This is a genomic window from Geodermatophilus sp. SYSU D00867 (assembly GCF_054050315.1).
On the sequence record NZ_JBJGZC010000001.1, the window covers coordinates 242,231 to 265,758 of the forward strand.

Below are 23,528 nucleotides of genomic sequence, written 5' to 3' on the forward strand. Positions count from 1 at the left end.
AGCCCATCCTGCCCGGTGCGCCCGGGAGCGCACCCGGGGGTTTCAGACCCCCTTCGGGTGCCACACCGTCTTGGTCTCCAGGAACCGCGTCATCCGGCCGGTGCCGGGGTCTGCGGTCCAGTCCGGCTCCTCCGCCGGCGGGCGCAGCACCCGCTTGATGCTGCCGGCCGCCAGCCGCTCGAGCTCCATGGCCCGGCCGGCGGGCGCGCCGGTCAGGTCGACGGCGTCGACGTCGTCGTGCTCGGCCAGCCAGGGGCCGATCTCGCCGGCGTCGCCGGTGAGCAGGTTGACCACGCCGCCGGGGACGTCGCTGGTGGCCAGCACCTCGCCGAGGGTGACCGCCGGCAGCGGGCGCTCGTGCGAGCTGACGACGACGGCGGTGTTGCCGCCCGCGAGCACCGGCGCCAGCACGCTGACCAGGCCGAGCAGCGACGAGCGCTGCGGGGCGAGGACCGCGACGACGCCGGTCGGCTCCGGCAGGGAGAAGTCGAAGAACGGCCCCGCGACCGGGTTGGCGCTGCCCAGGACGGCGGCCAGCTTGTCGGTCCACCCGGCGTACCAGACCCAGCGGTCGACGGCGGCGTCCACGACGGCGCGGGCGCGGCCGGCCGACAGCCCCTCGCCGGCGGCGACCTCCTCGCAGAACTGCGCGTGCCGGCCCTCCATCACCTCCGCGACCCGGTACAGGACCTGGCCGCGGTTGTAGGCGGTCGCGCGCGACCACTTCCCGAACGCGGCCCGCGCGGCGACCACGGCGTCGCGGGCGTCCTTGCGGGAGGCCAGCGCCGCGTTGGCGAGGAACGCGCCCCGGGCGTCGGCGACCTCGTAGGTGCGGCCGGACTCCGAGCGCGGGAAGGCCCCGTTCACGTACAGCTTGTAGGTCTTGCGGACCGCGAGACGGTCGCTCACCGGGAGCTCTCCTTCAGGTACGCGGCCAGCCCGTGCCGGCCGCCCTCGCGGCCGTAGCCGGACTGCTTGTAGCCGCCGAAGGGCGACGTCGGGTCGAACTGGTTGAACGTGTTGGCCCAGACCACGCCGGCGCGCAGCCGGTCGGCGATCGCGAGGATCCGCGAGCCCTTCTCGGTCCAGATGCCGGCCGACAGCCCGTAGGTGCTGTTGTTGGCCTTGGCCACCGCCTCGTCGGGCGTGCGGAAGGTCAGCACCGACAGCACCGGGCCGAACACCTCGTCGCGGGCGATCCGGTGGGCGGGGGAGACGTCGGTGAACACCGTCGGCGGGAACCAGAAGCCGCGGTCGGGCAGGTCGCAGGCCGGCTGCCAGCGCTGCGCGCCCTCCGCCTCGCCGATCTCCGACAGCTCCCGGATGCGGGCGAGCTGCTCGGCCGAGTTGATCGCGCCGATGTCGGTGTTCTTGTCCAGCGGGTCGCCCACCCGCAGCGTGCCGATCCGCCGCTGCAGCGAGGCGATGACCTCGTCGTGGACCGACTCCTGCACCAGCAGCCGGGAGCCCGCGCAGCAGACGTGGCCCTGGTTGAAGAAGATGCCGCGCACGATGCCCTCGACGGCCTGGTCGATCGGGGCGTCGTCGAAGACGATGTTGGCCGCCTTGCCGCCGAGCTCCAGGGTCAGCGCCTTGCGGGTGCCGGCGACGGCGCGGGCGATCGAGCGGCCGACCTCGGTCGAGCCGGTGAACGCGACCTTGTCGACGTCCTCGTGCTCGACGACGGCCCGGCCGGTGTCGCCGGCGCCGGTGACGACGTTGACCACGCCCGGCGGCAGGTCGGCCTGCCGGCACACCTCGGCGAACAGCAGCGCGGTCAGCGGGGTGGTCTCGGCCGGCTTGAGGACGACGGTGTTGCCGGTGGCCAGCGCCGGGGCGACCTTCCACGCCAGCATCAGCAGCGGGAAGTTCCACGGGATGACCTGGCCGGCCACGCCGTGCGGCCGCGGGTCGGTCCCGAGGCCCGCGTAGGCGAGCTTGTCGGCCCAGCCCGCGTGGTAGAAGAAGTGCGCCGCGGCCAGGGGGACGTCGACGTCGCGGGACTCCCGGATCGGCTTGCCGTTGTCCAGGGACTCCAGGACGGCGAACTCGCGGGCCCGCTCCTGCAGGATCCGCGCGATCCGGAACAGGTACTTGCCGCGGTCGGCCGGGCGCATCGGGCCCCACACGCGGGTGTACGCGCGGCGGGCGGCCCTCACGGCACGGTCGACGTCGGCCTCGGTGCCCACCGCGACCTCGCTGAGCACCTCCTCGGTGGCCGGGTTGACCGTCTTCATGGTCTCGCCGGAGCCGTCGACGAACTCGCCGTCGACGAACAGGCCGTAGGACGGCGCGACGTCGACGATCGACCGGGACTCGGGGGCGGGGGCGTACTCGAACAGGGGGCTGGTGGTCATCAGTCGACGCTCACGTGGTCGGGGCCGGAGTAGTGGCCGGTGCGCAGCTTCTGCCGCTGCAGGAGCAGGTCGTTGAGGAGGCTGGAGGCGCCGAGGCGGAACCAGTCGGGGGACAGCCAGTCGGCGCCGACGGTCTCGTTGACGAGCACCAGGTGCTTGATCGCGTCCTTGGTGGTGCGGATGCCGCCGGCGGGCTTGACGCCGACCTGCCGGCCGGTGGCGGCGCGGAAGTCGCGGACCGCCTCGAGCATCACCAGGCACACCGGCAGGGTGGCCGCGGGGGAGATCTTGCCGGTGGAGGTCTTGATGAAGTCGGCCCCGGCGAGCATCGCCAGCCACGAGGCGCGGCGGGCGTTGTCGTAGGTGACCAGCTCGCCGGTCTCGAGGATGACCTTGAGGTGCGCGTCCCCGCACGCCTCCTTGACCGCGACGACCTCGTCGAACACCTCCAGGTAGCGGCCGGACAGGAACGCGCCCCGGTCGATGACCATGTCGATCTCGTCAGCGCCGTTGCCCACGGCGTCGCGGACGTCGGCGAGCTTGACCTCCCGGCTGGCGCGGCCGCTGGGGAAGGCGGTGGCGACGGCGGCGACGTGGATGCCGGTGCCCGCCAGGGCCTCCCGCGCGACGCCCGCCAGGTCGCCGTAGACGCAGACGGCGGCGACCGACGGGGCGGTCGGGTCCTCGGGGTCGGGGCGGCGGGCCTTGGCGGCCAGCGAGCGGACCTTGCCGGGGGTGTCGGCGCCCTCGAGGGTGGTCAGGTCGACCATCGAGATCGCGGTGTCGATCGCCCAGGCCTTGGCCGTGGTCTTGATCGAGCGGGTGCCGAGGGTGGCGGCGCGCTGCTCGGCCCCCACCTGGTCGACGCCGGGCAGGCCGTGCAGGAAGGCGCGGAGGGCGGCGTCCGAGCGGGTCACGTCGTCGAACGGCGCCCCGGGCCCCGGGCCGGGCCGGGTCCCGGCCGCCAGCGTCCCGGGATCGAGCACGTGGGTCATGCGCCCATCCTCCCAGTGCGATCGGCCACTCCGGGACCGCGGTCACCCGGGGGAGCCGGCCGGGCATGGCAGCGTGGGGACATGGCCACGACGACGACGAGACCGGCCCTGCTGTCCTGGACCACCGTCGCGCCCGTGGCCGCGGTGGTCCTCCTGGCGCTCACCTGGGGAGGGGACCCCGGGGCGCTCGTGGTGGTGGTCGACGCGGTCGCCCTCGTCGGCGCGGTGCTGGCCGCCGTCCACCACGCCGAGGTGGTCGCCCACCGGGTGGGGGAGCCGTTCGGGTCGCTGGTGCTCGCCGTCGCGGTCACCGTGATCGAGGTCGGGCTGATCGTCACGCTGATGGCGTCCGGCGGGCCCGAGGCGGCGTCCCTGCCGCGGGACACGGTGTTCGCCGCGGTGATGATCACCTGCAACGGCATCCTCGGGCTGTCGGTGCTGCTGGGGGCGCTGCGGCACGACGTCGTCGTCTTCAACCGCGAGGGGGCCGGGGCGGCGCTGGCGACCGTGCTCACCCTCGCGGTGATGTGCCTGGTCCTGCCCACCTACACCACGAGCGTCAGCGGGCCGGAGTTCTCGACGGCGCAGCTGACCTTCGCCGCGCTCGCCTCGCTCGTGCTCTACGGCGCGTTCGTGGTCACCCAGACCGTCCGGCACCGCGACTTCTTCCTCCCCGTGCCCGTCGACGGCAGCCGCGACGACGAGGACGAGCACGCCGAGCCGCCGTCGAACCGGACCGCGCTGACCAGCCTCGGGCTGCTGCTGGTGGCGCTGGTCGCCGTCGTCGGGCTGGCGAAGGTGGAGTCGCCCGCCATCGAGGCCGGGGTGGCCGCGATCGGCTTCCCGCAGTCGTTCGTCGGCGTGGTGATCGCGCTGCTCGTGCTGGCCCCCGAGACGCTCGCGGCCGCCAACGCCGCCCGCCGCAACCGGCTGCAGACCAGCCTGAACCTGGCGTTCGGGTCGGCGATGGCGAGCATCGGGCTGACCATCCCGGCGATCGCGGTGGCCTCGATCTGGCTGGACGGGCCGCTGCTGCTCGGGCTCGGCGCCACGCAGATGGTGCTGCTCGCGGTGACCGTCGTCGTCGCGGTGCTCACCGTGGTGCCCGGCCGGGCGACCCGGCTGCAGGGCGTGGTCCACCTGGTCCTGCTGGCCGGCTTCCTGTTCCTGGCCGTCGCGCCCTGACCGTTACGGTGGCGCCCGTGCAGCTGACCGTCGTCGACCACCCGCTCGCCCGTGCCCGTCTGTCGCGGATGCGCGACGAGCGGACCGACAACGCCGCCTTCCGGGCGGCGCTGCGGGAGCTGACCCAGATGCTGGTGTACGAGGCCACGCGCGACCTCGCCGTCGCCGAGGAGCCGATCACCACCCCGGTGACGACGACGACCGGTTACCGGCTGGCCGCGCCGCCGCTGATCGTCCCGGTGCTGCGGGCCGGGCTGGGCATGGCCGACACCGCGCACGGGATGCTGCCGGAGTCGCAGATGGGCTTCGTCGGCCTGGCGCGCAACGAGGTGACCTTCCAGCCCGAGGCGTACATGGCCTCGCTGCCGGAGAGCCTGGTCGGCCGGCACGTGTTCGTGCTGGACCCGATGCTGGCCACCGGCGGCTCCCTGGTGCACTGCTGCACGCTGCTCACCGACCGCGGCGCCACCGAGATCACCGTGCTGTGCGCGCTGGCCGCGCCGGTCGGCCTGGAGCGGCTGGAGCAGAGCGGCCTGCCGCTGCGGGTGTTCACCGCCAGCGTCGACGAGGGCCTCAACGAGAAGGCGTACATCGTCCCGGGCCTCGGCGACGCCGGGGACCGCCAGTTCGGCGCGGTCTGACCGTGCGGTTCGCCGTCCTGGGCACCGGTCACTGGGCCCGCACCGTGCACGCGGCGGCGATCGCCGCGCACCCCACCGCGGAGCTCGCCGGGATCTGGGGCCGGGACGCGGGCAAGGCCGCCGAGGTGGGCGCGGAGTTCGACGTCCCCGGTACGGACGACCTCGCGGCGCTGCTGGAGCGGGTCGACGCGGTGTCGGTCGCCGTCCCGCCGGACGTGCAGGTGCCCCTGGCCGAGCAGGCGGCCGCCGCCGGCCGGCACCTGCTGCTGGAGAAGCCGATCGGGCTGACCGTCGACGAGGCCGACCGGGTGGTGACGGCGGTGCGGTCCGCGGGGGTCGCCTCGGTCGTGTTCTTCACCTTCCGGTTCCAGGCGCAGACGACGTCGTGGCTGGCCCAGGCGGGCCGCACCCGGCTGGCCGGCGGCGCCGCCTCGTGGCTGTCGGCGCTGGCCGGGAGCCCGTTCGACTCGGCCTGGCGCCGCCGGTACGGGGCGCTGTGGGACATCGGCCCGCACGCGCTGTCGCTGCTGGTGCCGGCGCTGGGCCCGGTGGTGTCGGTGCAGGCGGGCGCGGGCGCCGGCGACACCGTGCACCTGGTCCTCCAGCACGCCACCCCCGGCGTGGCCTCGACCGTCACGCTGTCGCACACGGTGGCGCCGCTGGCCACCGGCATCGAGTTCTCCGTCCACGGCGACGCCGGGCGGTTGGTGCTCCTGCCCGACACCGAGAGCCCGGTCGCGTCGCTGACGGCGGCGGTCGACGAGCTCACCGCGGCGGCGGTCACCGGCGGCACGCACCCCTGCGACGTCGGCTTCGGCCGCGAGGTCGTCGTCGTGCTGGCCGCCGCCGAGCGGGCGCTGGCCTCGGGCTGCCGGGAGGACGTCCCCGCCTGAGCCCGACTTGCGGCGCGGCCTCCAGTCGCGCGCAAGGGCCGGACAAGCACCGGCCGACACCGTCTCCCCCGACGACAGGGAGCCCCGGCACCCGGGGCCGGACAGGGAGACGACATGAGCGAGTACCCGTACCTCGGCCACGACCGCGCGAACCCGCAGGCTTCCTCGCACGGCAGCTGGTACGTGCGGCGCGGCCGGATCGACCGGCGCACCTACTGGCTGCACTACGCGCTGCCGCTGTGGGCGGCGAGCGTCGCGGCGGTCTGGGCCGACATCGCCCTGGGGACCGCCTGGTACACGGCCGGCTACGAGTCCTACGGCTACTACTCCTACAGCGCCGACGTCAGCTTCTCGGGCGGGCCGATCACCCTGCTGGTCTCGCTGGCGCTGTTCGCGCCCTCGATCAGCGCGGCGGTGACCCGGCTGCACGACACCGGCCGCTCGGGCTGGTTCCTGCTGTGGGGCCTGGTCCCGGTCGCCGGCGCGATCGTCCTGCTCGTGGTGCTCGGCTTCTCGGCGGGCGAGCCCGGCCGCAACCAGTACGACGGGACCCCGTACCCGGTCCGGCGGGAGCCGCGGCTCGCGACCCGGTGACACCGGTTGACCGGACGGGCCGGCCCGGAGGGGTGCGGATGACCTCCTCCCGGCCGGCTGCCGCCGCGGCCGCCCTGGCCGACCCCGCGCGGCGCCGGCGGGCGCTGCCGGTGGGGGAGAGCTGGACCCTCGAGTGGTCCCCGCCGCAGGCCCGCCCGGGGCGACGCCGCAGGTGAGGGACCCGTCCGGCACACTCCGGGCGTGATCATCGTGCTGGTCGGGGCGGTCGTGCTGGCGCCGGTCGTCGTCATGGCCGACCTCCGCCGCTGGCGCCCCCTGCCGGTGCTGCTGTGGCTGCTCGGCACCGCCGCCGTGGTGCTGTGGGTCGAGACCCGCGACGCCGCCGGGGAGCAGCGGGGCCTGCTCACCGGGATCGGCTGGCTGGTCCTCGGAGTGCTCTCCGGAGGGGGTTCCGTGGCCGCGGGGCGGCGCGGCACCGGCACCCGGCCCCGGCACGGGGACTGACGGACCTCAGCAGCCGAGCGCGCCGGCCAGCTCCTCGAGCGAGGACACCGACAGGTCGGCGTCGGGGTCGAGCTCCGGCGGCACGCGCGTCCCGCCGAACTCGTCGGGCCGGTGCACGTACGCCGTCCGGAGGCCGCGGGCGCGCGCCGCGGCCAGGTCGTCGACGTGCGCGGCCACCACGAGCACCGCCGACGGCGGCAGCGCGAGCAGCCGCGCCGCCGCGTCGTAGACCTCCGGGTCGGGCTTGTAGCGGCCGACGACCTCGGCGCCGAGCACGAGGTCCCAGGGCAGCCCGGCCCGCCGCGCCAGGTCCACCTGCAGCCGCACCCCGCCGTTGGACAGCGGCGCCAGCACGAACCGCCGCCGCAGCCGGGTCAGGCCCGGCACCGCGTCCGGCCACGGGTCGAGCCGGTGCCAGGCCAGCACCAGCTCGGCGGCGACGTCGTCGGGGACGGGGCCCGCGCCCACCTCGGCCAGCGCCTCCGGCAGCGACTCGCGGTGCAGCACGTCGAGCGGGACGAACGGCCGCCCGCCGGAGCGCACCTCCTCCATGGACGGCCGGTACCGCGCCCGCCAGGCGTCGGCGAACGCGTGCGCGTCGACGTCCGGGCCGAGGAGCCGGGCCGCCTCCCGGGCCACGCCGGCGCGCCAGTCCACGACCGTGCCGAACACGTCGAAGGCCAGCGCGCCGACGTCCACGGCTACAGCCCCAGCGCGTGCGCCATCTCGCCGCGCAGCTGGTCGAGCTCGTCCGCGCCGCGGCCGCGGGCGGCGATGACCCCGGCGTCGTCGTGCACCGGGACCACCGTCTCCAGGTACGCCTTGAGCTTGGGCTCGGTGCCGCTGGGCCGGACCACCACGCGGACGCCGTCGCCGAGCAGCCGCACGGCGTCGACCGGCGGGTCCTCGGCCAGCAGGTCGGTGGCGGTGACCTCGCGGCCGAGCAGCCGGGCCGGCGGGTCGGCGCGCAGCCGCTCCATGGCGTCGGAGATCAGCGACAGGTCCTCCACCCGCACCGACAGCTGGCCGGTGGCGAACAGCCCGTGCTCGCGGGCCAGCTCGTCGAGCCGGTCGACCAGGGTGCGGCCGGTCTGCCCCAGCTCGGCGGCCAGCAGCGCGACGGCGAGGGCGGCGGAGATGCCGTCCTTGTCGCGGGCCACCTCCGGGGTGACCGCGTAGCCCAGGGCCTCCTCGTAGCCGAACACCAGCGGCTCGGCGTCGGTGCCGGCGCGGATGATCCACTTGAAGCCGGTCGGCGTCTCGGCGAACCGCACGCCGTGCGCCTCCGCGAGCGCGGCCAGCAGCGAGCCGCTGACCAGCGAGGCCGCGTAGGTGCCGCGCACGCCGCGGCGCAGCAGCCAGTCGGCGAGCAGCGCGCCCACCTCGTCGCCGGTGAGCTGCCGGCCGTCGCACACCACCGAGCAGCGGTCGGCGTCGGGGTCCTCGGCGATGGCGACGTCGGCGCCGCAGCGGTCGGCCAGCGCGAGCAGCAGGTCGACCGCGCCGGGCTCCTCGGGGTTGGGGAAGGCGACCGTCGGGAACGCCGGGTCGGGGGCGTCCTGCTCGGGGACGCTGACCGGCGGGGCGAACCCGGCGGCGGCGAACACCGCCCGCGTGGTGGCCGCGCCGACGCCGTGCATCGCGGTGTAGGCCACGGTGAGGCCGGCCCGCGCGGCGGCGTCCACCCGCTCGGGCTGCAGCGCCCGCACGACGGCGGCCACGTACCCGGCCTCGACGTCGTCGCCGAGGGTCGTCCACGCGTCGGAGGTGGGCACCTCGCCCGCCGGGCCGACGGCGGCGATCGCGGCCTCGATCTCCCGGTCGGCCGGCGGCACGAGCTGGGCGCCGTCGGCGAGGTAGACCTTGTAGCCGTTGTCCTGCGGCGGGTTGTGGCTGGCGGTGACCATCACGCCGGCGACGCAGCCCAGCGACCGGACCGCCGACGAGAGCACCGGCGTGGGCAGCGGCCGCGGCAGCACCGAGACGGCGAACCCGGCGGCCGACAGCACCGCGGCGGTGACCCGGGCGAACTCGTCGGAGCGGCGCCGGGCGTCGAACCCGACGACGACGGCCCCGCCGCCGTGCCCGTGCGCGGTCAGCCAGGCGCCCAGCCCGGCGGCCGCCCGGGTGACGACGGCGGCGTTCATGCCGGCCGGCCCGGCGCGCAGCGGCCCGCGCAGCCCGGCGGTGCCGAAGGTCAGCGGCCCGGCGAAGCGGCGCTCGAGCTCGGCGGTGTCCCCGGCGGCGACCAGGGCCTCGATCTCGGCGCGGTCGCCGGGGTGCGGGTCGGCCGCGGCCCAGGCCCGGGCGGCGTCCACGACCGAGCCGGTCACGGCAGGCGCCCGATGAACTCGACCAGGAACTCGCCGAGCCGCCCGGCCGCCGCCCTGCCCGCGGCGAGCACCTCCTCGTGGTCCAGCTTCTCGCCGGTGATGCCGGCCGCGGCGTTGGTGACCATCGACAGCCCCAGCACCTCCATCCCGGCGGCGCGGGCGGCGATCGCCTCGAGCGCCGTGGACATGCCCACCAGGTCGGCGCCGAGGCCGCGCAGCATGCGGATCTCGGCCGGCGTCTCGTAGTGCGGGCCGGGCAGCGCGGCGTAGACGCCCTCGGTGAGGTCCGGGTCGAGGGAGCGGGCCAGCTCGCGCAGCCGCGCGGAGTACAGGTCGGTGAGGTCGACGAACGTGGCGCCGACCAGCGGCGAGCGGGCGGTGAGGTTGAGGTGGTCGCTGATGAGGACCGCCTGGCCGACCCGGTGGTCGGGCGCCAGCCCGCCGGCGGCGTTGGTGAGGACGACGGTGCGCACGCCGGCCGCGGCGGCGGTGCGGATCCCGTGCACCACCGGCTCGACGCCGCGGCCCTCGTAGAGGTGCGTGCGGCCGAGGAAGAGCAGCACCCGCCGGTCGCCGACGCGCACCGACCGCACCTGCCCGCCGTGCCCGACGGCCGTGGGGGCGGCGAAGCCGGGCAGCTCGCCGATGGCGACGGAGGCCGCGGGCTCGCCGAAGGCGTCGGCCGCGGGGGCCCAGCCCGAGCCCATGACGACGGCGACGTCGTGGCCGTTCCCCAGGGCTGCGGTCAGGTCGGCGGCGGCGGTGGCGGCCAGGGCCGCGGGATCGGGTGCGCTCACCGGGCGACGCTAACCCAGCGCCGTCGCGGCGACCCCGGCCGACGTCCCCGCCGGCCGAGGCGGTCACCGGGGACGCGGCCGCCGTCGAACCACTCGTCCCAGTCGTCCCCGGCCGCGTGTCGGCCGGGGACGACGGGCCGGCTCCCGGACCATGGCTCGGTGCAGCGAACGGTCATCGACGGCGTCCCGGTGTTCACCGCCGGCGGGCGGGAGCGGACGACGGCGGCCCTGGTGTTCGGCGTCGGCCTGCGCGACGAGACGTTCTCGACCATCGAGGTCACCCACCTCGTCGAGCACCTGGCCATGGCCGCGCTCCCGCGCACGCACCTGCGCTGCAACGCCGTCACCGACGTCGACAGCACCGCCTTCTTCGCCACCGGCCGCCCGGACGCCGTCGCCGCCTTCCTCGAGGGCGTCTGCCGCGCCCTGGCCGACCTGCCCACCGAGCGCCTGGCCGCCGAGGCCGGCGTGCTGCAGGCCGAGGGCTGCGGCACCGGCTCCTCCACGGTCAGCGCGCTGTGGGCCGCGCGCTATGGCCTGACCGGCCCGGGCCTGACCGTGTCGGCGGGGCCGGGCCCGGAGTACCTGACCGAGGAGACCGTCCGGGCGCACGCCGCCCGCTGGTTCGTCCGCTCCAACGCCGCGCTGTGGTGCCACGGCCCGCTGCCCGAGGGCCTGCGGCTGCCGCTGCCCGACGGGCCGCGCCCGGTGCGCCGGGTGCCGGCGCCGCGCCCGCAGGACGGGCCGGTCTGGACGCACACCGACGCCCCCGGCGTCGGGCTGCTGCTGGCCACCGACACCCCCGGCGACCCCGCGCTGGCGATCGGCGTCGACGTGCTCGAGGACCGGCTGCGCGAGCGGGCGCGGCACGGCCGCGGGCTGTCCTACGGCGTCGACTCCCTCACCCTCGACCTCGCGCCCGGCCGGCGCGAGGTGGCGGTCGTGGTCGACGCCCGGACCGGCCGCGGCGCCGAGGTCGCCGGGCTGCTGTGGGAGACGTTCGCCGGGCTGTGCGCCGACGGGCCGGACGCCGCGGAGGTCGCGCACGCCGTCGCGGGACTGGAGGCCGAGCTCGACGACGAGGACGCCGTCGGCACGGAGCTGGCCGACGCCGCCTACTGCGCGGCCACCGGCCTGCCGTTCCGCCCGGCCGCGGACACCCTCGCCGCCTGGCGCGCGGTGACGCCGGCGCGGGTGACCGCGGCGCTGCGCCGCGCCGCGGCCACCGCCGTCCTCGGCGTCCCCGACACCGCGGCCTGGGACGGCCCGGCCGGCGTCGCCCGCCGCCCGCTGTGCGGCACCCTCCCGGAGCTGCCGGCCGGCACGGTGTTCCGCCCGCCGCTGCTGCGCCGGCTGCTCGACCCGGCCGCGCGGGTGGCCCTGGTCGTCTCCGAGGACGGCCTCGCCCACACCGACGCCGACGGCGACGTGCACGGCATCCCGTGGTCGCGGGTCGAGGCCGTGGTGCCCACCGACGACGGCCGCGGCGTCTCCGTCGTCGGCCGCGACCTGTGCGGTGTGCGCGTCCACCCCGACCTGTACGGGCGCCGCGCCGTCGCGGCGGTCACCGGCCGGGTGCCGCCCGCCGCGCTGCTGCCGCGGCCGCGGACCCCGGAGCCGGACACCGTCCCCGTCGGCTGACCCCTCGTCACTCTCCGCCGCCACGCGCCGACGTGGCGCCCGGGGCCGGGCCGGCCGGACGGCGGCGGGGACGGCCCGGGACCGGTCGTCCCTACCGTGACCCGGTGCGGATCGCGGTTCTCGGACCGTTGGAGGTCCGGGGGGACGACGGGACGCCGGTGGCGGTACCCGGGGCCAAGGAACGCCTGCTGCTCGCCGTCCTCGCCGCCGGAGCGCCCGCCGTCGTCCCCACCGACCGCATCGTCGAGGAGCTCTGGGACGGCGACCCGCCCGCCTCCGCCCGCAAGTCGCTGCAGGCGCACCTCGTGCGGCTGCGCAGCGCCCTGGAGCCGGACCGTCCCCGCGGCTCCACGGGCCGGCACGTCGTCCGCCGCGGACCCGGCTACGCGCTGGCAGTCGAGCGGGGCGACCTCGACGCCCTGGCCCTGGGCGACCTCGCGACCCGCGGCCGGGCCGCCCTCGCCGCGGGGGACCCGGCCGCGGCGGCGGAGCTGCTCGGCGCGGCCCTGCGCCTGTGGCGGGGCGACCCGTACGCCGACTGGCCGGACGCGCCCTTCGCCGAGGCCGAGCGCCGCCGGCTGACCGAGCTCCGCGACGGTGCCCTGACCGCGTGCACCGAGGCCCGGCTGGCGCTGGGGGAGGCCGCCGCGCTCGTCCCGGACCTGGAGCGGCTGGTCACCGAGCAGCCGCTGCGCGAGGAGTGGTGGCGGCTGCTGGTGCTGGCCCTGTACCGCGCGGGGCGGCAGGCGGACGCCCTCGGTGCCGCGCGCCGGGCGCGGTCGGTGCTCGCCGAGGAGCTCGGGGCGGATCCGGGGCCGGCGCTGCGCGCGGCGGAGGCCGCCGTCCTCGCCCAGGACCCCGCGCTCGACCCGGTCCCGGTCCCGGTGCCCGCGCCGGCGTCCGGGGCCTGCCCGTACATGGGGCTGCGGGCCTACCGGGCGGAGGACGCCCCGCTGTTCGCGGGGCGTGAGCGGGTGGTCGCCACGCTGGCGGCCCGGCTGGTGGACGCGCCGCTGCTGGCCGTGTCGGGGCCCAGCGGGGCGGGGAAGTCGTCCGTGGTCCGCGCGGGACTGGTGCCCGCTCTCGCTGCCGGGGCGCTGCCCGGCAGCGCCGGCTGGCAGCCCGTCGTCCTGCTGCCCGGCCGTCGTCCGGTGGACGCGCTCGCGGACCTGACGGGTGAGGACCCGCCGTCGCGCCCGGTGCTGCTGGTCTGCGACCAGTTCGAGGAGCTGTGGGCGGCCGGGGTCGACCCGGCGGAGCGGACGGCGTTCCTCGACGCCGTCCTCGCGCTGCTGGACGACGGGTTCGTGGCCCGCTGCGTGGTCGTCGTCCGCGGGGACGCCGTCGGCCGGCTGGCCGAGCACCCCGGGCTCGTCGACCGGCTCGGGCCGGCTCTGGTCCTGGTGCCGCCCATGACCGACCCCGAGCTGCGGGCCGTCGTCCGCGATCCGGCGGCGGCGGTGGGGCTGCGGGTGGAGGACGACCTGGTGGACGCCGTGGTGGCCGACGGGCTGGGCCGGCCCGGGGCGCTGCCGCTGCTGTCGACGGCGCTGGTCGGCACCTGGGAGCGACGCCGCGGGGACCTGCTGACCCTGGCCGGCTACGTGGCCGCCGGCGGGGTCGCCGGCGCGCTGGCGCGCTCCGCCGAGGCCGCGTACGCCGCGCTCGACGAGCCGGCCCGCGAGCTCGCCCGCCGGCTGTTCGTCCGGCTGGCCGACGTCGACGACGCCGGCGCGCTGGTCCGGCGGCCGCTGCCCACCGCGGACCTGGGGCCGGATGGGCCGCGCCGCGCCGTCGCGGAGGAGTTCCTGGCCCGGCGCCTGCTGTCGGTCGACGCCGACCGGCTGGAGGTCACCCACGAGGCGCTGCTGACGGCGTGGCCGCGGCTGGTGCGCTGGCTGGAGGAGGACGCCGCCGGGCGAGCCGTCCGCCGGCACCTCACCCCGGCCGCGCGGGAGTGGGACGCCGCCGGGCGCCCGGACGACGAGCTCTACCGCGGCGCCCGGCTGACCGCGGCGCTGGACTGGGCGGCCGGCGCCGGGGACGAGCCCACCCCGGTCGAGCAGGCGTTCCTCGCGGCGTCCCGCGCGCACGCCGAGCGCGACCTGGCCGACGCCCGCGAGCAGGCCCGGCTCGAGGTCCGCCGACGCCGGCGCACCCGCCGGCTGGCGGTCGGCCTCGCGGCGGTGCTGGTCCTCGCGCTGGTGGCCGCGGGCCTGGCCGTGTCCTTCCAGCGGGACGCCGAGGACCGGGCGACCGAGGCGGAGCGGGCCTCTCGGGTGGCCGACGCCAACTGGCTCGCCTCGCGCACCGGGGTGGCGCCCTCCCTGGACACCGCCGTCCTGCTGGCCGCGACCGCCGTGCGGCTCGCGGAGACCCCGGAGACCCAGGACGGACTGCTGGCCCTGCTGGCCGAGCACCAGCGGGTGGTCCGGGCCGTGCCCTTCCCCGGCCGCGTCATGGGCGGCCGGGTCGACGGCGCCGGGACCCTCTGGCTCGGGGTCGGCGACCGCATCGTCACCTGGCCCGTGACGGGCGGGGGCATGCCGCGCGTGGTGGTCCACCTCGACGGGACCTGGGGTGACTGGATGGGCGCGGACCCCTCCCCGGGCACCGACACGCTCGCCACCTCCGGGGTGTCCGGCGACGGGGAGCCCTGGGTGCGGCTCGTCGGCGCTGACGGCCGGGTGACCCGGCTGCTCGAGGGCAGCGGGGTCGGCGGGTCCCCGTTGGCCGTGTCCCACACCTCCGGTGGCGAGGCCCTCGCGGTGCTGGTGGCGACACCGCCGCCCGGGGACCCCGAGGGCCCGGCCGCGTGGCGGCTCCGGACGGTCCCCGCGGGAGGTGGCCCCCCGGCCGACACGGGCGTCTCCGGTACCGCCCCCGCGGCGCTCGGCGACCTGGAGGTCGACCTGGACGCGCGGTCGCGCCTGGCCGTCCTCTGGAGCCGGGGCGGCGGCCCGGCCGTCCTGGTCGACCTCGCATCGGGTGGGCAGACGCCGCTCCCCGTCGACGCGCGGGACGCGACGAGCGTCGGCTTCCAGCTGGTGGGCGACGGCGTCGTCCAGTTCTGGGACGACGGCGGCGTGACCCGCCACGGCCGCGACGGTCGGGTGGAGCAGCAGCTCGAGGCGCACACCGCACCGGTCCACCGTGTCGCGGTCTCCCCGGCGGGGTGGGCGGTCACCGCCGGGGACGACGGGGTGGTCGTGCGGTGGGACGTGGACCCCGTCACCCGGGAGTGGTCGCGGCCCGAGGTGCTGACCGGCCACCGCGGGGACGTGGTGGTCGCGGAGGCCGACCCGACGGGGGAGCGGTTGGTGACCGCCGGCCTGGACGACACCGCCGTCGTCTGGGACCTGCGCCCGGACGGCGCCTTCGGTGCCGACTACCCCGCCCTGGACGGGCGCTGGGTGTCCAACCGGCCGCGCGTCCTCGGGACCACCGGGACGGTCGTCGTCCCGACCCGGCCGGTCACCCGGGTCACCGGGGCCGACCCCCTCGACACACCCGACGACACGCGGTCCGTCGCAGCGACCTTCCTCGACCCCGAGAGCGGCGCGGTGGTGCACGAGGTACCCCTCGGCGAGACCGCGCCGCAGGTGTTCTTCGGCTCGTCGGTCGCCGTGCGCCCCGACGGCGGCGCGGTCGCCGTGACCTGGGGGCTGGGCGCCTCCGTGCTCGACGGGCAGGGGCGCCGCCTGGTGCCCGACGTCGTCCTCCCCCCGGAAGGCCACCTGTGGGACGGGGTGCCGCTGCCGGCCACCGTCATCTGGTCCGCGGGGTGGACCCGCGACGGCTCACGGCTGCTCCTCGGCACGGAGGGGGACCCGGACACCGGGGAGGGCGCGCGACTGCTGGTCGTCGACCCCGCGACCGGGGAGGTCGAGGACCGGCGCGACGTCGGCGTGAGCGCCCAGGCCATCTCGCCCAGTCCCGACGGGGCCCTCCTGGCGGTCGCCAGCGCCACCACCGAGCAGGTCGTGCTGCTCGACGCCGACACCCTCGAGGTGGCCACCACCGTCGACCTGCTCGACAGCGACCGGCCCTTCGACGTCGCCTGGTCGCCGGACGGCCGGCTGCTGGCCGTGGTCGGGGACGCGGGACTGCTGCACGTCGTGGACGTCGGGACCGGCCGGGCGCGGGAGCCGGTCGCCGTCTCACCGAGCAGCCTGCTGCAGGCGGAGTGGCTGCCCGACGGCCGGACCGTGGCCACGGCGGCGACGGACGGCACCGTGGCGCTCTTCGACGTCGAGCGCGGGCTGCCGCGCACCGGACCGGTGCGGGCCGCGGCGACCGGGACCGCGACGCACACGCACCTGCTCCCCGGACCGGACGACGAGCTGGTCGCCTTCAGCGGCGAGGTCCCCGGGCGGCGGTACCCGCTCGACCCCGACGAGTGGCTGCGGGCCGCCTGCGACCTGGCCGGACGGGATCTGACCCGGGCCGAGTGGGAGCGTTTCCTCCCCGCCCGCGAGTGGCGGCCCACCTGCACGGACCTCGACTGAGGCGCCGGAGCGCACCGCCGCCCCCGGCGGGGAGCCGGGGGCGGCGGCCGGCCGGACCGGGGTCGGTCAGTCCCCGGCCGGCGCGCACTCCTCCGACCGCAGCAGGTGGCTGACGTAGGCGTCGGAGACGACTCGCTGGGTGCCCGACGGGGTGGGGACGGTGCCGGGGAAGGCGACCGCGCGGGCGAGGACGGCGGCGCACGACGGCGAGCGGTCGTCGAGAGCGGGAGGGTCGGCCAGTGCCGCCGACGGCACGAGGACGATCCCGGCGGCGAGGGCGCCGACGACGGAGACGACGGAGCGGGTGCGGACGGACATGACCGGTGACCTCCCGGGACGCGGAGCCGGGGCGGTCCCGGCTCACGTCCCAGGACAGGCCGCGGCGGTTGCGGTCGGACCTCCGCCGGTTGTGGTGCGGTTGCGGTGCACGCCGACGAGGGATCCGCGCTGTTCAGGGGGTGCGGGAGCGCCGTCCTCCCTATCCTCGGCAGCGTGCAGATCCCGTTCTCCTCCTCGGAACGCTCCAGCCTGGGTGTGGAGTGGGAGCTGCAGCTCGTGGACCGGGAGAGCCGGGAGCTCACCGCCGGGGCGACGGAGATCCTCGAGGAGATCCGCCCCGACGGCGCCGAGGAGCACCCCAAGGCCAAGCACGAGCTGCTGCAGTCGACCGTCGAGGTCATCACCGGCGTATGCACCACCGTCGAGGAGGCCACCGCCGACCTCGCCGGCACGGTCGCCGAGGTGGCCGCCGCCGCCGACCGCCGCGGCCTGGGCCTGCTGTGCGCCGGCACCCACCCGTTCACCGACTGGCAGACCCAGCTGATCTCGCCCAAGGAGCGGTACCTGCACCTGGTCGAGCGGATGCAGTGGCTGGCCCGGCGGCTGCAGATCTTCGGGGTCCACGTGCACGTCGGCGTCCGCTCGCCGGACAAGGCGATGCCGATCGTCAACGCGCTCACCCAGTACGTGCCGCACTTCCTCGCGCTGTCGGCGTCCTCGCCGTTCTGGGTCGGCTGCGACACCGGGCTGGCCTCGGCGCGCAGCAAGGTCTTCGAGGCCATGCCGACGGCGGGGCTGCCCACCCAGCTGCCCGACTGGGCCGGCTTCGAGACCTACATGGAGACGCTGATCTCCACCGGGGCCATCGAGAGCGTGCGCGAGGTGTGGTGGGACATCCGCCCGCACCCGGGCTTCGGCACCGTGGAGCTGCGCATCTGCGACGGCCTGCCCACCCTCGAGGAGGTCGGCGTCGTCGCGGCGCTGTCGCAGTGCCTGGTCGAGCAGTTCGACACCCAGCTCGACCGCGGCTACACGCTGCCCACCCCGCCGAGCTGGGTGGTGAAGGAGAACAAGTGGCGCGCGGCCCGCTGGGGCCTGGACGCCGACGTGGTGGTGGACGAGAAGGGCACGGTGCGCCCGGTGCGGCAGGCGCTGCTCGACCTCGCCGAGGAGCTGGGCCCGACGGCGAAGCGGCTGGGCTGCGAGGCGGAGCTCGCGGGCGTCGAGCGGGTGCTCGCCGTCGGCGCCTCCTACCAGCGGCAGCGGGCCGCGGCGCTGGCGTCCGGCGGCGACCTGCGCGCCGTCGTCGACGGGCTGCTCGCCGAGCTCCGGGACGGCTTGCCCACCTCCGGGCCGGCCGCCGGCCCCGACGGTCCCGTCCCCGGCCCGGCGGCGTGCGCCGGCGGCCACGCCGCATGACCCGGACCCCCGAGGAACTGGCCGCCGGGCTCGACGCGTGGGTGGCCGACCGCAACGACTCCCTGGTCGGCGTGCGCCGGCACCTGCACATGCACCCCGAGCTGGCCTTCGCCGAGGTGGAGACGACGGCGTTCCTCGAGCAGCGGCTCGCCGGCGCCGGGCTCGCGCCGCGCCGGCTGCCCAGCGGGACCGGGCTGGTGGTGGAGGTCGGGTCCGGCGACCCGACGGTGGTGCTGCGCGCCGACATCGACGCGCTGCCGCTGGCCGACCTCAAGGACGTCCCCTACGCCTCCACCCGCGAGGGCATGTGCCACGCCTGCGGCCACGACGTGCACACCACCGTGCTGCTCGGCGCCACGCTGGCGCTGGCCGCGCTGGACGACCTGCCCGGCACGGTGCGCTGCGTGTTCCAGCCGGCCGAGGAGACCGTCCCCGGCGGCGCGACGCACGTGGTGGCGGCCGGCGTCCTCGACGGCGCGTCCCGGGCGTTCGCGCTGCACTGCGACCCGGCGATCCCGGCGGGCACCGTCGGCCTGCGCACCGGCTCGATCACCGCCGCCTGCGACCGCATCGACGTCACGCTCACCGGCCCCGGCGGGCACACCGCCCGCCCGCAGCTGACCGTGGACCTGGTCGACGCCCTCGGCCGCCTGGTCACCGGGCTGCCCGGGCTGCTGTCGCGCAAGGTCGACCCGCGGGCCGGGTTCTCGCTGGTCTGGGGCGCGGTCAACGCCGGGGTCGCGGCCAACGCCATCCCGCAGCGGGGCACCCTGCGCGGCACCGTGCGGGTGCTCGACCGCGACGAGTGGCAGCGCGCCGAGGGGCTGCTGCGCGGGCTGGTCGAGCAGGTGGTGGCGCCCACCGGCGCCGGCGTCGAGGTGGAGTACGTGCCCGGCGTGCCGCCGGTGGTCAACGACCCGCGCGCGGTGGCGCTGCTGCGCACCGCGGCGCTGCAGACCGTCGGCAGCGAGAACCTGCGCCAGTCGCCGCAGAGCATGGGCGGGGAGGACTTCGGCTGGTTCGCCGACGTGCTGCCGATCGCGCTGGCCCGCCTGGGCACCCACGGCGGCGGCGCGCCTCTGGACCTGCACCGCGGCACCTTCGACGTCGACGAGCGGGCCATCGGGGTCGGCATCCGGCTGATGGTGCGCACCGCGCTGCAGGCGCTGACCGCCGCCGCCGGGACGTCGGGGTCGGCCGCCGGGGCGCCCGGTCCGGGCCACCCCGCGCGTCCACGGTCGGGGGAGCGCCGGTAGAACCTTCCCCGACCGAGCATCCGATGCGGGGAGTTCACCGATGAGCGCCACCGACACCGCGACGCCCGGCGAGGACGAGGTCCCCGCCGAGCACGAGGTGCCCGACGAGCTGTCCCTCGCCGGCGACTTCCCGCCGGTCGGCCGCGAGCAGTGGCGCGAGCTGGTGGCCGGGGTCCTGCGCAAGGCGGGCCGCGAGGAGCTGCCCGACCCGGTCGAGGACGCGCTGCGCCGCACGGTGGCCACCGGCGTCAGCGTCGCGCCGCTCTACACCGCCGACGACGCCGGCGACCTCCCGACGGCGGTCGGTGTGCCCGGCCTGCCGCCGTTCGTCCGCGGCGCCCGCGCCGGCTCCTCGCCCGACAGCGGCGTGCCCGCGGGCTGGGACGTCCGGCAGCGGCACGCCCACCCCGACGTCGCGGTCACGCGGGAGGCGGTCGCCGCCGACCTGGAGAACGGCGTCACCTCGCTGTGGCTGCACCTCGGCGAGGGCGCGGTGCCCGTGGACGCCCTCGGCGACGTGCTCGCCGACGTCTACCTCGACCTCGCGCCGGTCGCCGTCTCCGGCGGGCTCCCGGCCGCCGAGGCGCTGCTGGCGCTGGCCGGCGACCGCATCGACCTGGCGCCCGGCGGCTCGCTGGGTCTCGACCCGCTCGGCGACCAGGCCGCCTCGGGGGAGGAGCAGGACCTCGCCGTCCTGGCCGACGTCGCCCGGCGGACCCCCGCGGGCTGGCGCACCGTCGTCGTCGACGCGACCGTGTACGCCGACGCCGGCGCGACCGCCGTCGAGGAGCTCGGCTGCTCGCTGGCCGCCGGGGTGGCCTACCTGCGGGCGCTCACCGACGGCGGGCTGGCCGTGGACGAGGCGTTCGAGCGCATCGAGTTCCGCTACTCCGCCCCGGCCGACCAGTTCACGACGATCGCCGCGCTGCGCGCCGCCCGCCGGCTGTGGGACCGGGTCGGCGAGGTCAGCGGCGCGTCGGAGGCGGCCCGGGCGCAGCGCCAGCACGCGGTGACGTCGTCGGTGATGACGACGAGGCGCGACCCCTGGGTGAACATGCTGCGCACCACCGTCGCCTGCTTCGCCGCGGGCGTGGGCGGGGCCGACGTCGTCACCGTGCAGCCCTTCGACGCCGCGCTCGGCCTGCCAGACGCCTTCTCCCGGCGGATCGCGCGCAACACCCAGAGCCTGCTGGTCGAGGAGGGGCACCTGGCCCGCGTGCTCGACCCGGCCGGCGGCTCCTGGTACGTCGAGGCGCTCACCGAGGACCTCGCGCAGGCCGCGTGGGCCTGGTTCACCGAGGTCGAGCGGGCCGGCGGGCTGGCCGCGGCGCTGGCCTCGGGGCTGGTCCGCGACCGGCTGGCCGCCGCCTGGGACGCCCGCGCGAAGCGGCTGGCGACGCGCAGCGACGCGATCACCGGCGTCAGCGAGTTCCCCGACCTGACCGAGAAGCTGCCCGAGCGGCAGCCGGCGGCCGACCTGCACCCCACCGGCGGGCTGCCCCGGGTGCGGGCCGCGCAGGAGTACGAGGAGCTGCGCGACCGCGCCGACGCCGCCGGCCGGCGGCCGCAGGTGTACCTCGCCACCATCGGACCGATCGCGCGGCACACCGCGCGGGCCTCCTTCGCCGGCAACCTGTTCCAGGCCGGCGGCGTGGCCACCCCGGCCGCCGACGGCGCGTCCGGGTTCGCCGACGCCGGGACGACGGTCGCCTGCATCTGCGGCACCGACGCCGACTACGCGGAGGCCGCCGCCGCGCTGGCCGCCGAGCTGCGGGCCGCCGGCGCGGAGCACGTGTGGCTGGCCGGGAAGCCCTCGCTCGGGGTGGACGGCGTGGACGGGTACGTGTACGCCGGGTGTGACGCACTCGAGGTGCTCAGGACCGTGCACGGGCAACTCGGCTTGACGGCAGAGACGGCCGTCTCTGCCGCTTCCTCGGAGGAGGAGCGGGCATGAGCGGGATCCCCGACTTCGGCGGCGTCGAGCTGGGCCGCCCGGCGGCGCACGCCGGTGCCGACGACTGGGCCAAGGCGTTCGAGGAGGCGACCGGGCGCGGCGTGGAGGAGGCGACCTGGGAGACCCCCGAGGGCATCGCCGTCCCGCCGCTGGCCACCCCGGCCGACCTGGCCGGGCTGGACTTCCTGCAGACCTACCCCGGCCTGCCGCCCTACCTGCGCGGGCCCTACCCGACCATGTACACGACCCAGCCGTGGACGGTCCGCCAGTACGCGGGCTTCTCCACCGCGGCGGAGTCCAACGCCTTCTACCGGCGCAACCTCGCCGCCGGGCAGAAGGGCCTGTCGGTCGCCTTCGACCTGCCCACCCACCGCGGCTACGACTCCGACCACCCGCGGGTGGTCGGCGACGTCGGCATGGCCGGGGTGGCGATCGACTCGATCCTGGACATGCGGCAGCTGTTCGACGGCATCCCGCTGGACCGGATGAGCGTCTCGATGACCATGAACGGCGCGGTGCTGCCGGTCCTGGCGCTCTACGTCCTCGCCGCCGAGGAGCAGGGGGTGAGGCCGGACCAGCTCACGGGGACCATCCAGAACGACATCCTCAAGGAGTTCATGGTCCGCAACACCTACATCTACCCGCCGAAGCCGTCGATGCAGATCATCAGCGACATCTTCGCCTTCACCTCGGCGGAGATGCCGCGCTTCAACTCGATCTCCATCTCCGGCTACCACATCCAGGAGGCCGGGGCGACGGCCGACCTGGAGCTGGCCTACACCCTCGCCGACGGCGTCGAGTACCTGGGCGCGGGCAAGGCCGCGGGCCTGGACATCGACGCGTTCGCGCCGCGGCTGTCGTTCTTCTGGGCCATCGGCATGAACTTCTTCATGGAGGTCGCCAAGCTCCGCGCCGGGCGGCTGCTGTGGGCGCGGCTGGTGAAGGAGGCCGGCGCGCAGAAGGACAAGTCGCTGTCGTTGCGCACCCACTCGCAGACCTCGGGCTGGTCGCTGACTGCGCAGGACGTCTACAACAACGTCGTCCGCACCTGCCTGGAGGCGATGGCCGCCACCCAGGGGCACACCCAGTCGCTGCACACCAACGCCCTCGACGAGGCGCTGGCGCTGCCCACCGACTTCTCCGCGCGGATCGCCCGCAACACCCAGCTGCTGCTGCAGCAGGAGTCGGGGACGACGCGGGTGATCGACCCGTGGGGCGGCTCGGCGTACGTGGAGAAGCTGACCTACGACCTGGCCCGCCGCGCCTGGGCGCACATCCAGGAGGTCGCCGAGCACGGCGGCATGGCGCAGGCCATCGACGACGGCATCCCGAAGCTGCGCATCGAGGAGGCCGCCGCCCGCACGCAGGCGCGCATCGACTCCGGCCGCCAGCCGGTGATCGGCGTCAACAAGTACCGGGTCGAGGCCGACGAGGCGATCGAGGTGCTGCGCGTCGACAACGCCGACGTGCTCGCCCAGCAGAAGGCGAAGCTCGCCGAGCTCCGGGCGTCCCGGGACGACTCCGCCGTGCGCGACGCGCTGCGCCGGCTCACCGACGCCGCCCGCGCCGCGGCGGAGGGACGGCGCGGGCGCGACCTCGACTCCAACCTGCTCAAGCTCGCCGTCGACGCGGCGCGGGCCAAGGCGACCGTCGGGGAGATCTCCGACGCGCTCGAGGAGGTCTACGGGCGGCACTCCGGTCAGGTGCGCACCATCTCCGGTGTGTACCGCGACGAGGCCGGCCGCTCGGGACCGCTCGAGGAGACCCGCCGGATGACCGAGGCGTTCGAGGAGGCGGAGGGACGGCGCCCCCGCATCCTGGTCGCCAAGATGGGCCAGGACGGCCACGACCGCGGCCAGAAGGTGATCGCCACCGCGTTCGCCGACCTCGGCTTCGACGTCGACGTCGGTCCGCTGTTCCAGACGCCGGAGGAGGTCGCGCGGCAGGCGGTCGAGGCCGACGTGCACGTCGTCGGCGTCTCGTCGCTGGCCGCCGGGCACCTGACGCTGGTGCCGGCGCTGCGCGACGCGCTGGCCGAGCTCGGGGCCGACGACGTCCTGGTCGTGGTCGGCGGGGTCATCCCGCCCGACGACGTGCCGCGGCTCGAGGAGATGGGCGCGGCCGCGGTGTTCCCGCCGGGCACGGTCATCGCCGAGGCGGCGCAGGAGCTGCTGCGGACGCTGTCCCAGCGCCTCGGTCACTAGGGAATGG

At 76.7% G+C, this 23,528-nt stretch carries 19 protein-coding genes; 12 read left to right on the forward strand and 7 right to left on the reverse strand.

Translation table 11 applies throughout. The features are described 5' to 3' along the window. Positions 1-42: 42 nt before the first annotated feature. The 3 genes from ACI8AK_RS01300 to deoC are packed head-to-tail and all read right to left on the reverse strand — an operon-like array spanning position 43 to position 3,352. On the reverse strand, positions 43-909 hold the full coding sequence (locus ACI8AK_RS01300; protein WP_456954886.1) for an aldehyde dehydrogenase family protein: 867 nt from the start codon (positions 907-909) through the stop codon (positions 43-45). Beyond that, positions 906-2,357 (reverse strand): aldehyde dehydrogenase family protein, encoded by a 1,452-nt coding sequence (locus tag ACI8AK_RS01305; RefSeq protein ID WP_387987555.1) that lies wholly within the window; start codon positions 2,355-2,357, stop codon positions 906-908. Before ACI8AK_RS01305 ends, ACI8AK_RS01300 begins: the two co-directional genes overlap by 4 nt. After that, on the reverse strand, positions 2,357-3,352 hold the full coding sequence (gene deoC / locus ACI8AK_RS01310; protein WP_387987553.1) for a deoxyribose-phosphate aldolase: 996 nt from the start codon (positions 3,350-3,352) through the stop codon (positions 2,357-2,359). The genes ACI8AK_RS01305 and deoC overlap by 1 nt, the downstream gene beginning before the upstream one ends. An 81-nt stretch (positions 3,353-3,433) precedes the next feature. On the opposite strand from deoC, the gene ACI8AK_RS01315 reads away from it, so the two are divergent. The 6 genes from ACI8AK_RS01315 (at position 3,434) to ACI8AK_RS01340 (ending at position 7,130) form a co-directional block, all read left to right on the forward strand. Next, a complete protein-coding gene (locus tag ACI8AK_RS01315) occupies positions 3,434-4,537 on the forward strand; it encodes a calcium:proton antiporter (protein WP_387987551.1) in 1,104 nt (367 codons plus the stop codon). Between the two features lie 17 nt (positions 4,538-4,554). Next, a complete protein-coding gene (gene upp / locus ACI8AK_RS01320; protein WP_387987549.1) occupies positions 4,555-5,178 on the forward strand; it encodes a uracil phosphoribosyltransferase in 624 nt (207 codons plus the stop codon). A 2-nt stretch (positions 5,179-5,180) separates the two neighbouring features. After that, the gene (locus tag ACI8AK_RS01325; protein WP_387987548.1) at positions 5,181-6,071 is read left to right on the forward strand and encodes a Gfo/Idh/MocA family protein; all 891 of its coding nucleotides are present in this window, start codon (positions 5,181-5,183) and stop codon (positions 6,069-6,071) included. A 114-nt stretch (positions 6,072-6,185) separates the two neighbouring features. After that, positions 6,186-6,665, forward strand: a complete 480-nt coding sequence (locus ACI8AK_RS01330; protein ID WP_387987546.1) for a DUF805 domain-containing protein — start codon at positions 6,186-6,188, stop codon at positions 6,663-6,665. 38 nt (positions 6,666-6,703) lie between these two features. Beyond that, complete coding sequence (locus tag ACI8AK_RS01335; protein ID WP_387987544.1) at positions 6,704-6,841, forward strand: hypothetical protein; 138 nt, start codon at positions 6,704-6,706, stop codon at positions 6,839-6,841. 25 nt (positions 6,842-6,866) lie between these two features. Next, positions 6,867-7,130 (forward strand): hypothetical protein, encoded by a 264-nt coding sequence (locus ACI8AK_RS01340; protein WP_456954887.1) that lies wholly within the window; start codon positions 6,867-6,869, stop codon positions 7,128-7,130. 6 nt (positions 7,131-7,136) lie between these two features. Here the strand turns inward: ACI8AK_RS01340 and ACI8AK_RS01345 are convergent, their stop codons facing one another. Genes ACI8AK_RS01345 through ACI8AK_RS01355 form a run of 3 tightly spaced genes read right to left on the reverse strand, consistent with a single transcriptional unit; the run spans position 7,137 to position 10,260 of the window. Then, entirely contained in the window at positions 7,137-7,829 is a 693-nt protein-coding gene (locus tag ACI8AK_RS01345) for a haloacid dehalogenase type II (RefSeq protein ID WP_456954888.1), read from the reverse strand. Between the two features lie 2 nt (positions 7,830-7,831). After that, entirely contained in the window at positions 7,832-9,463 is a 1,632-nt protein-coding gene (locus tag ACI8AK_RS01350) for a phospho-sugar mutase (protein ID WP_387987538.1), read from the reverse strand. Then, entirely contained in the window at positions 9,460-10,260 is an 801-nt protein-coding gene (locus tag ACI8AK_RS01355) for a purine-nucleoside phosphorylase (protein ID WP_387987536.1), read from the reverse strand. The genes ACI8AK_RS01350 and ACI8AK_RS01355 overlap by 4 nt, the downstream gene beginning before the upstream one ends. A gap of 159 nt (positions 10,261-10,419) precedes the next feature. On the opposite strand from ACI8AK_RS01355, the gene ACI8AK_RS01360 reads away from it, so the two are divergent. After that, the gene (locus tag ACI8AK_RS01360; protein WP_456954889.1) at positions 10,420-11,901 is read left to right on the forward strand and encodes a hypothetical protein; all 1,482 of its coding nucleotides are present in this window, start codon (positions 10,420-10,422) and stop codon (positions 11,899-11,901) included. A gap of 158 nt (positions 11,902-12,059) precedes the next feature. Continuing rightward, the gene (locus ACI8AK_RS01365) at positions 12,060-16,409 is read left to right on the forward strand and encodes an nSTAND1 domain-containing NTPase (protein ID WP_456954890.1); all 4,350 of its coding nucleotides are present in this window, start codon (positions 12,060-12,062) and stop codon (positions 16,407-16,409) included. 66 nt (positions 16,410-16,475) lie between these two features. On the opposite strand, the gene ACI8AK_RS01370 is transcribed toward ACI8AK_RS01365, so the two are convergent. Further along, a complete protein-coding gene (locus ACI8AK_RS01370; RefSeq protein WP_456954891.1) occupies positions 16,476-16,727 on the reverse strand; it encodes a hypothetical protein in 252 nt (83 codons plus the stop codon). 174 nt (positions 16,728-16,901) lie between these two features. On the opposite strand from ACI8AK_RS01370, the gene ACI8AK_RS01375 reads away from it, so the two are divergent. From ACI8AK_RS01375 to scpA, 4 genes are read left to right on the forward strand one after another with little or no spacing between them, the layout of a single operon-like run. Continuing rightward, positions 16,902-18,107: a glutamate--cysteine ligase gene (locus ACI8AK_RS01375; RefSeq protein ID WP_387987528.1), complete on the forward strand. Its 1,206-nt coding sequence runs from the start codon at positions 16,902-16,904 to the stop codon at positions 18,105-18,107. Then, entirely contained in the window at positions 18,104-19,363 is a 1,260-nt protein-coding gene (locus ACI8AK_RS01380; protein WP_387987526.1) for an amidohydrolase, read from the forward strand. Before ACI8AK_RS01375 ends, ACI8AK_RS01380 begins: the two co-directional genes overlap by 4 nt. A gap of 40 nt (positions 19,364-19,403) precedes the next feature. Continuing rightward, a complete protein-coding gene (locus ACI8AK_RS01385) occupies positions 19,404-21,317 on the forward strand; it encodes a methylmalonyl-CoA mutase subunit beta (protein WP_456954892.1) in 1,914 nt (637 codons plus the stop codon). Continuing rightward, positions 21,314-23,521: a methylmalonyl-CoA mutase gene (gene scpA / locus ACI8AK_RS01390; protein WP_387987522.1), complete on the forward strand. Its 2,208-nt coding sequence runs from the start codon at positions 21,314-21,316 to the stop codon at positions 23,519-23,521. Before ACI8AK_RS01385 ends, scpA begins: the two co-directional genes overlap by 4 nt. Positions 23,522-23,528: the final 7 nt, after the last annotated feature.

Excerpts from the sequence above, each read along its gene's own strand:
- ACI8AK_RS01335 (WP_387987544.1), top strand. The coding sequence starts at position 6,704 with ATGACCTCCTCCCGGCCGGCTGCCGCCGCGGCCGCCCTGGCCGACCCC.
- ACI8AK_RS01305 (WP_387987555.1), bottom strand. The coding sequence starts at position 2,357 with ATGACCACCAGCCCCCTGTTCGAGTACGCCCCCGCCCCCGAGTCCCGG.
- ACI8AK_RS01385 (WP_456954892.1), top strand. The coding sequence starts at position 19,404 with ATGAGCGCCACCGACACCGCGACGCCCGGCGAGGACGAGGTCCCCGCC.
- deoC (WP_387987553.1), bottom strand. The coding sequence starts at position 3,352 with ATGACCCACGTGCTCGATCCCGGGACGCTGGCGGCCGGGACCCGGCCC.
- ACI8AK_RS01380 (WP_387987526.1), top strand. The coding sequence starts at position 18,104 with ATGACCCGGACCCCCGAGGAACTGGCCGCCGGGCTCGACGCGTGGGTG.
- scpA (WP_387987522.1), top strand. The coding sequence starts at position 21,314 with ATGAGCGGGATCCCCGACTTCGGCGGCGTCGAGCTGGGCCGCCCGGCG.
- ACI8AK_RS01370 (WP_456954891.1), bottom strand. The coding sequence starts at position 16,727 with ATGTCCGTCCGCACCCGCTCCGTCGTCTCCGTCGTCGGCGCCCTCGCC.
- ACI8AK_RS01315 (WP_387987551.1), top strand. The coding sequence starts at position 3,434 with ATGGCCACGACGACGACGAGACCGGCCCTGCTGTCCTGGACCACCGTC.
- ACI8AK_RS01330 (WP_387987546.1), top strand. The coding sequence starts at position 6,186 with ATGAGCGAGTACCCGTACCTCGGCCACGACCGCGCGAACCCGCAGGCT.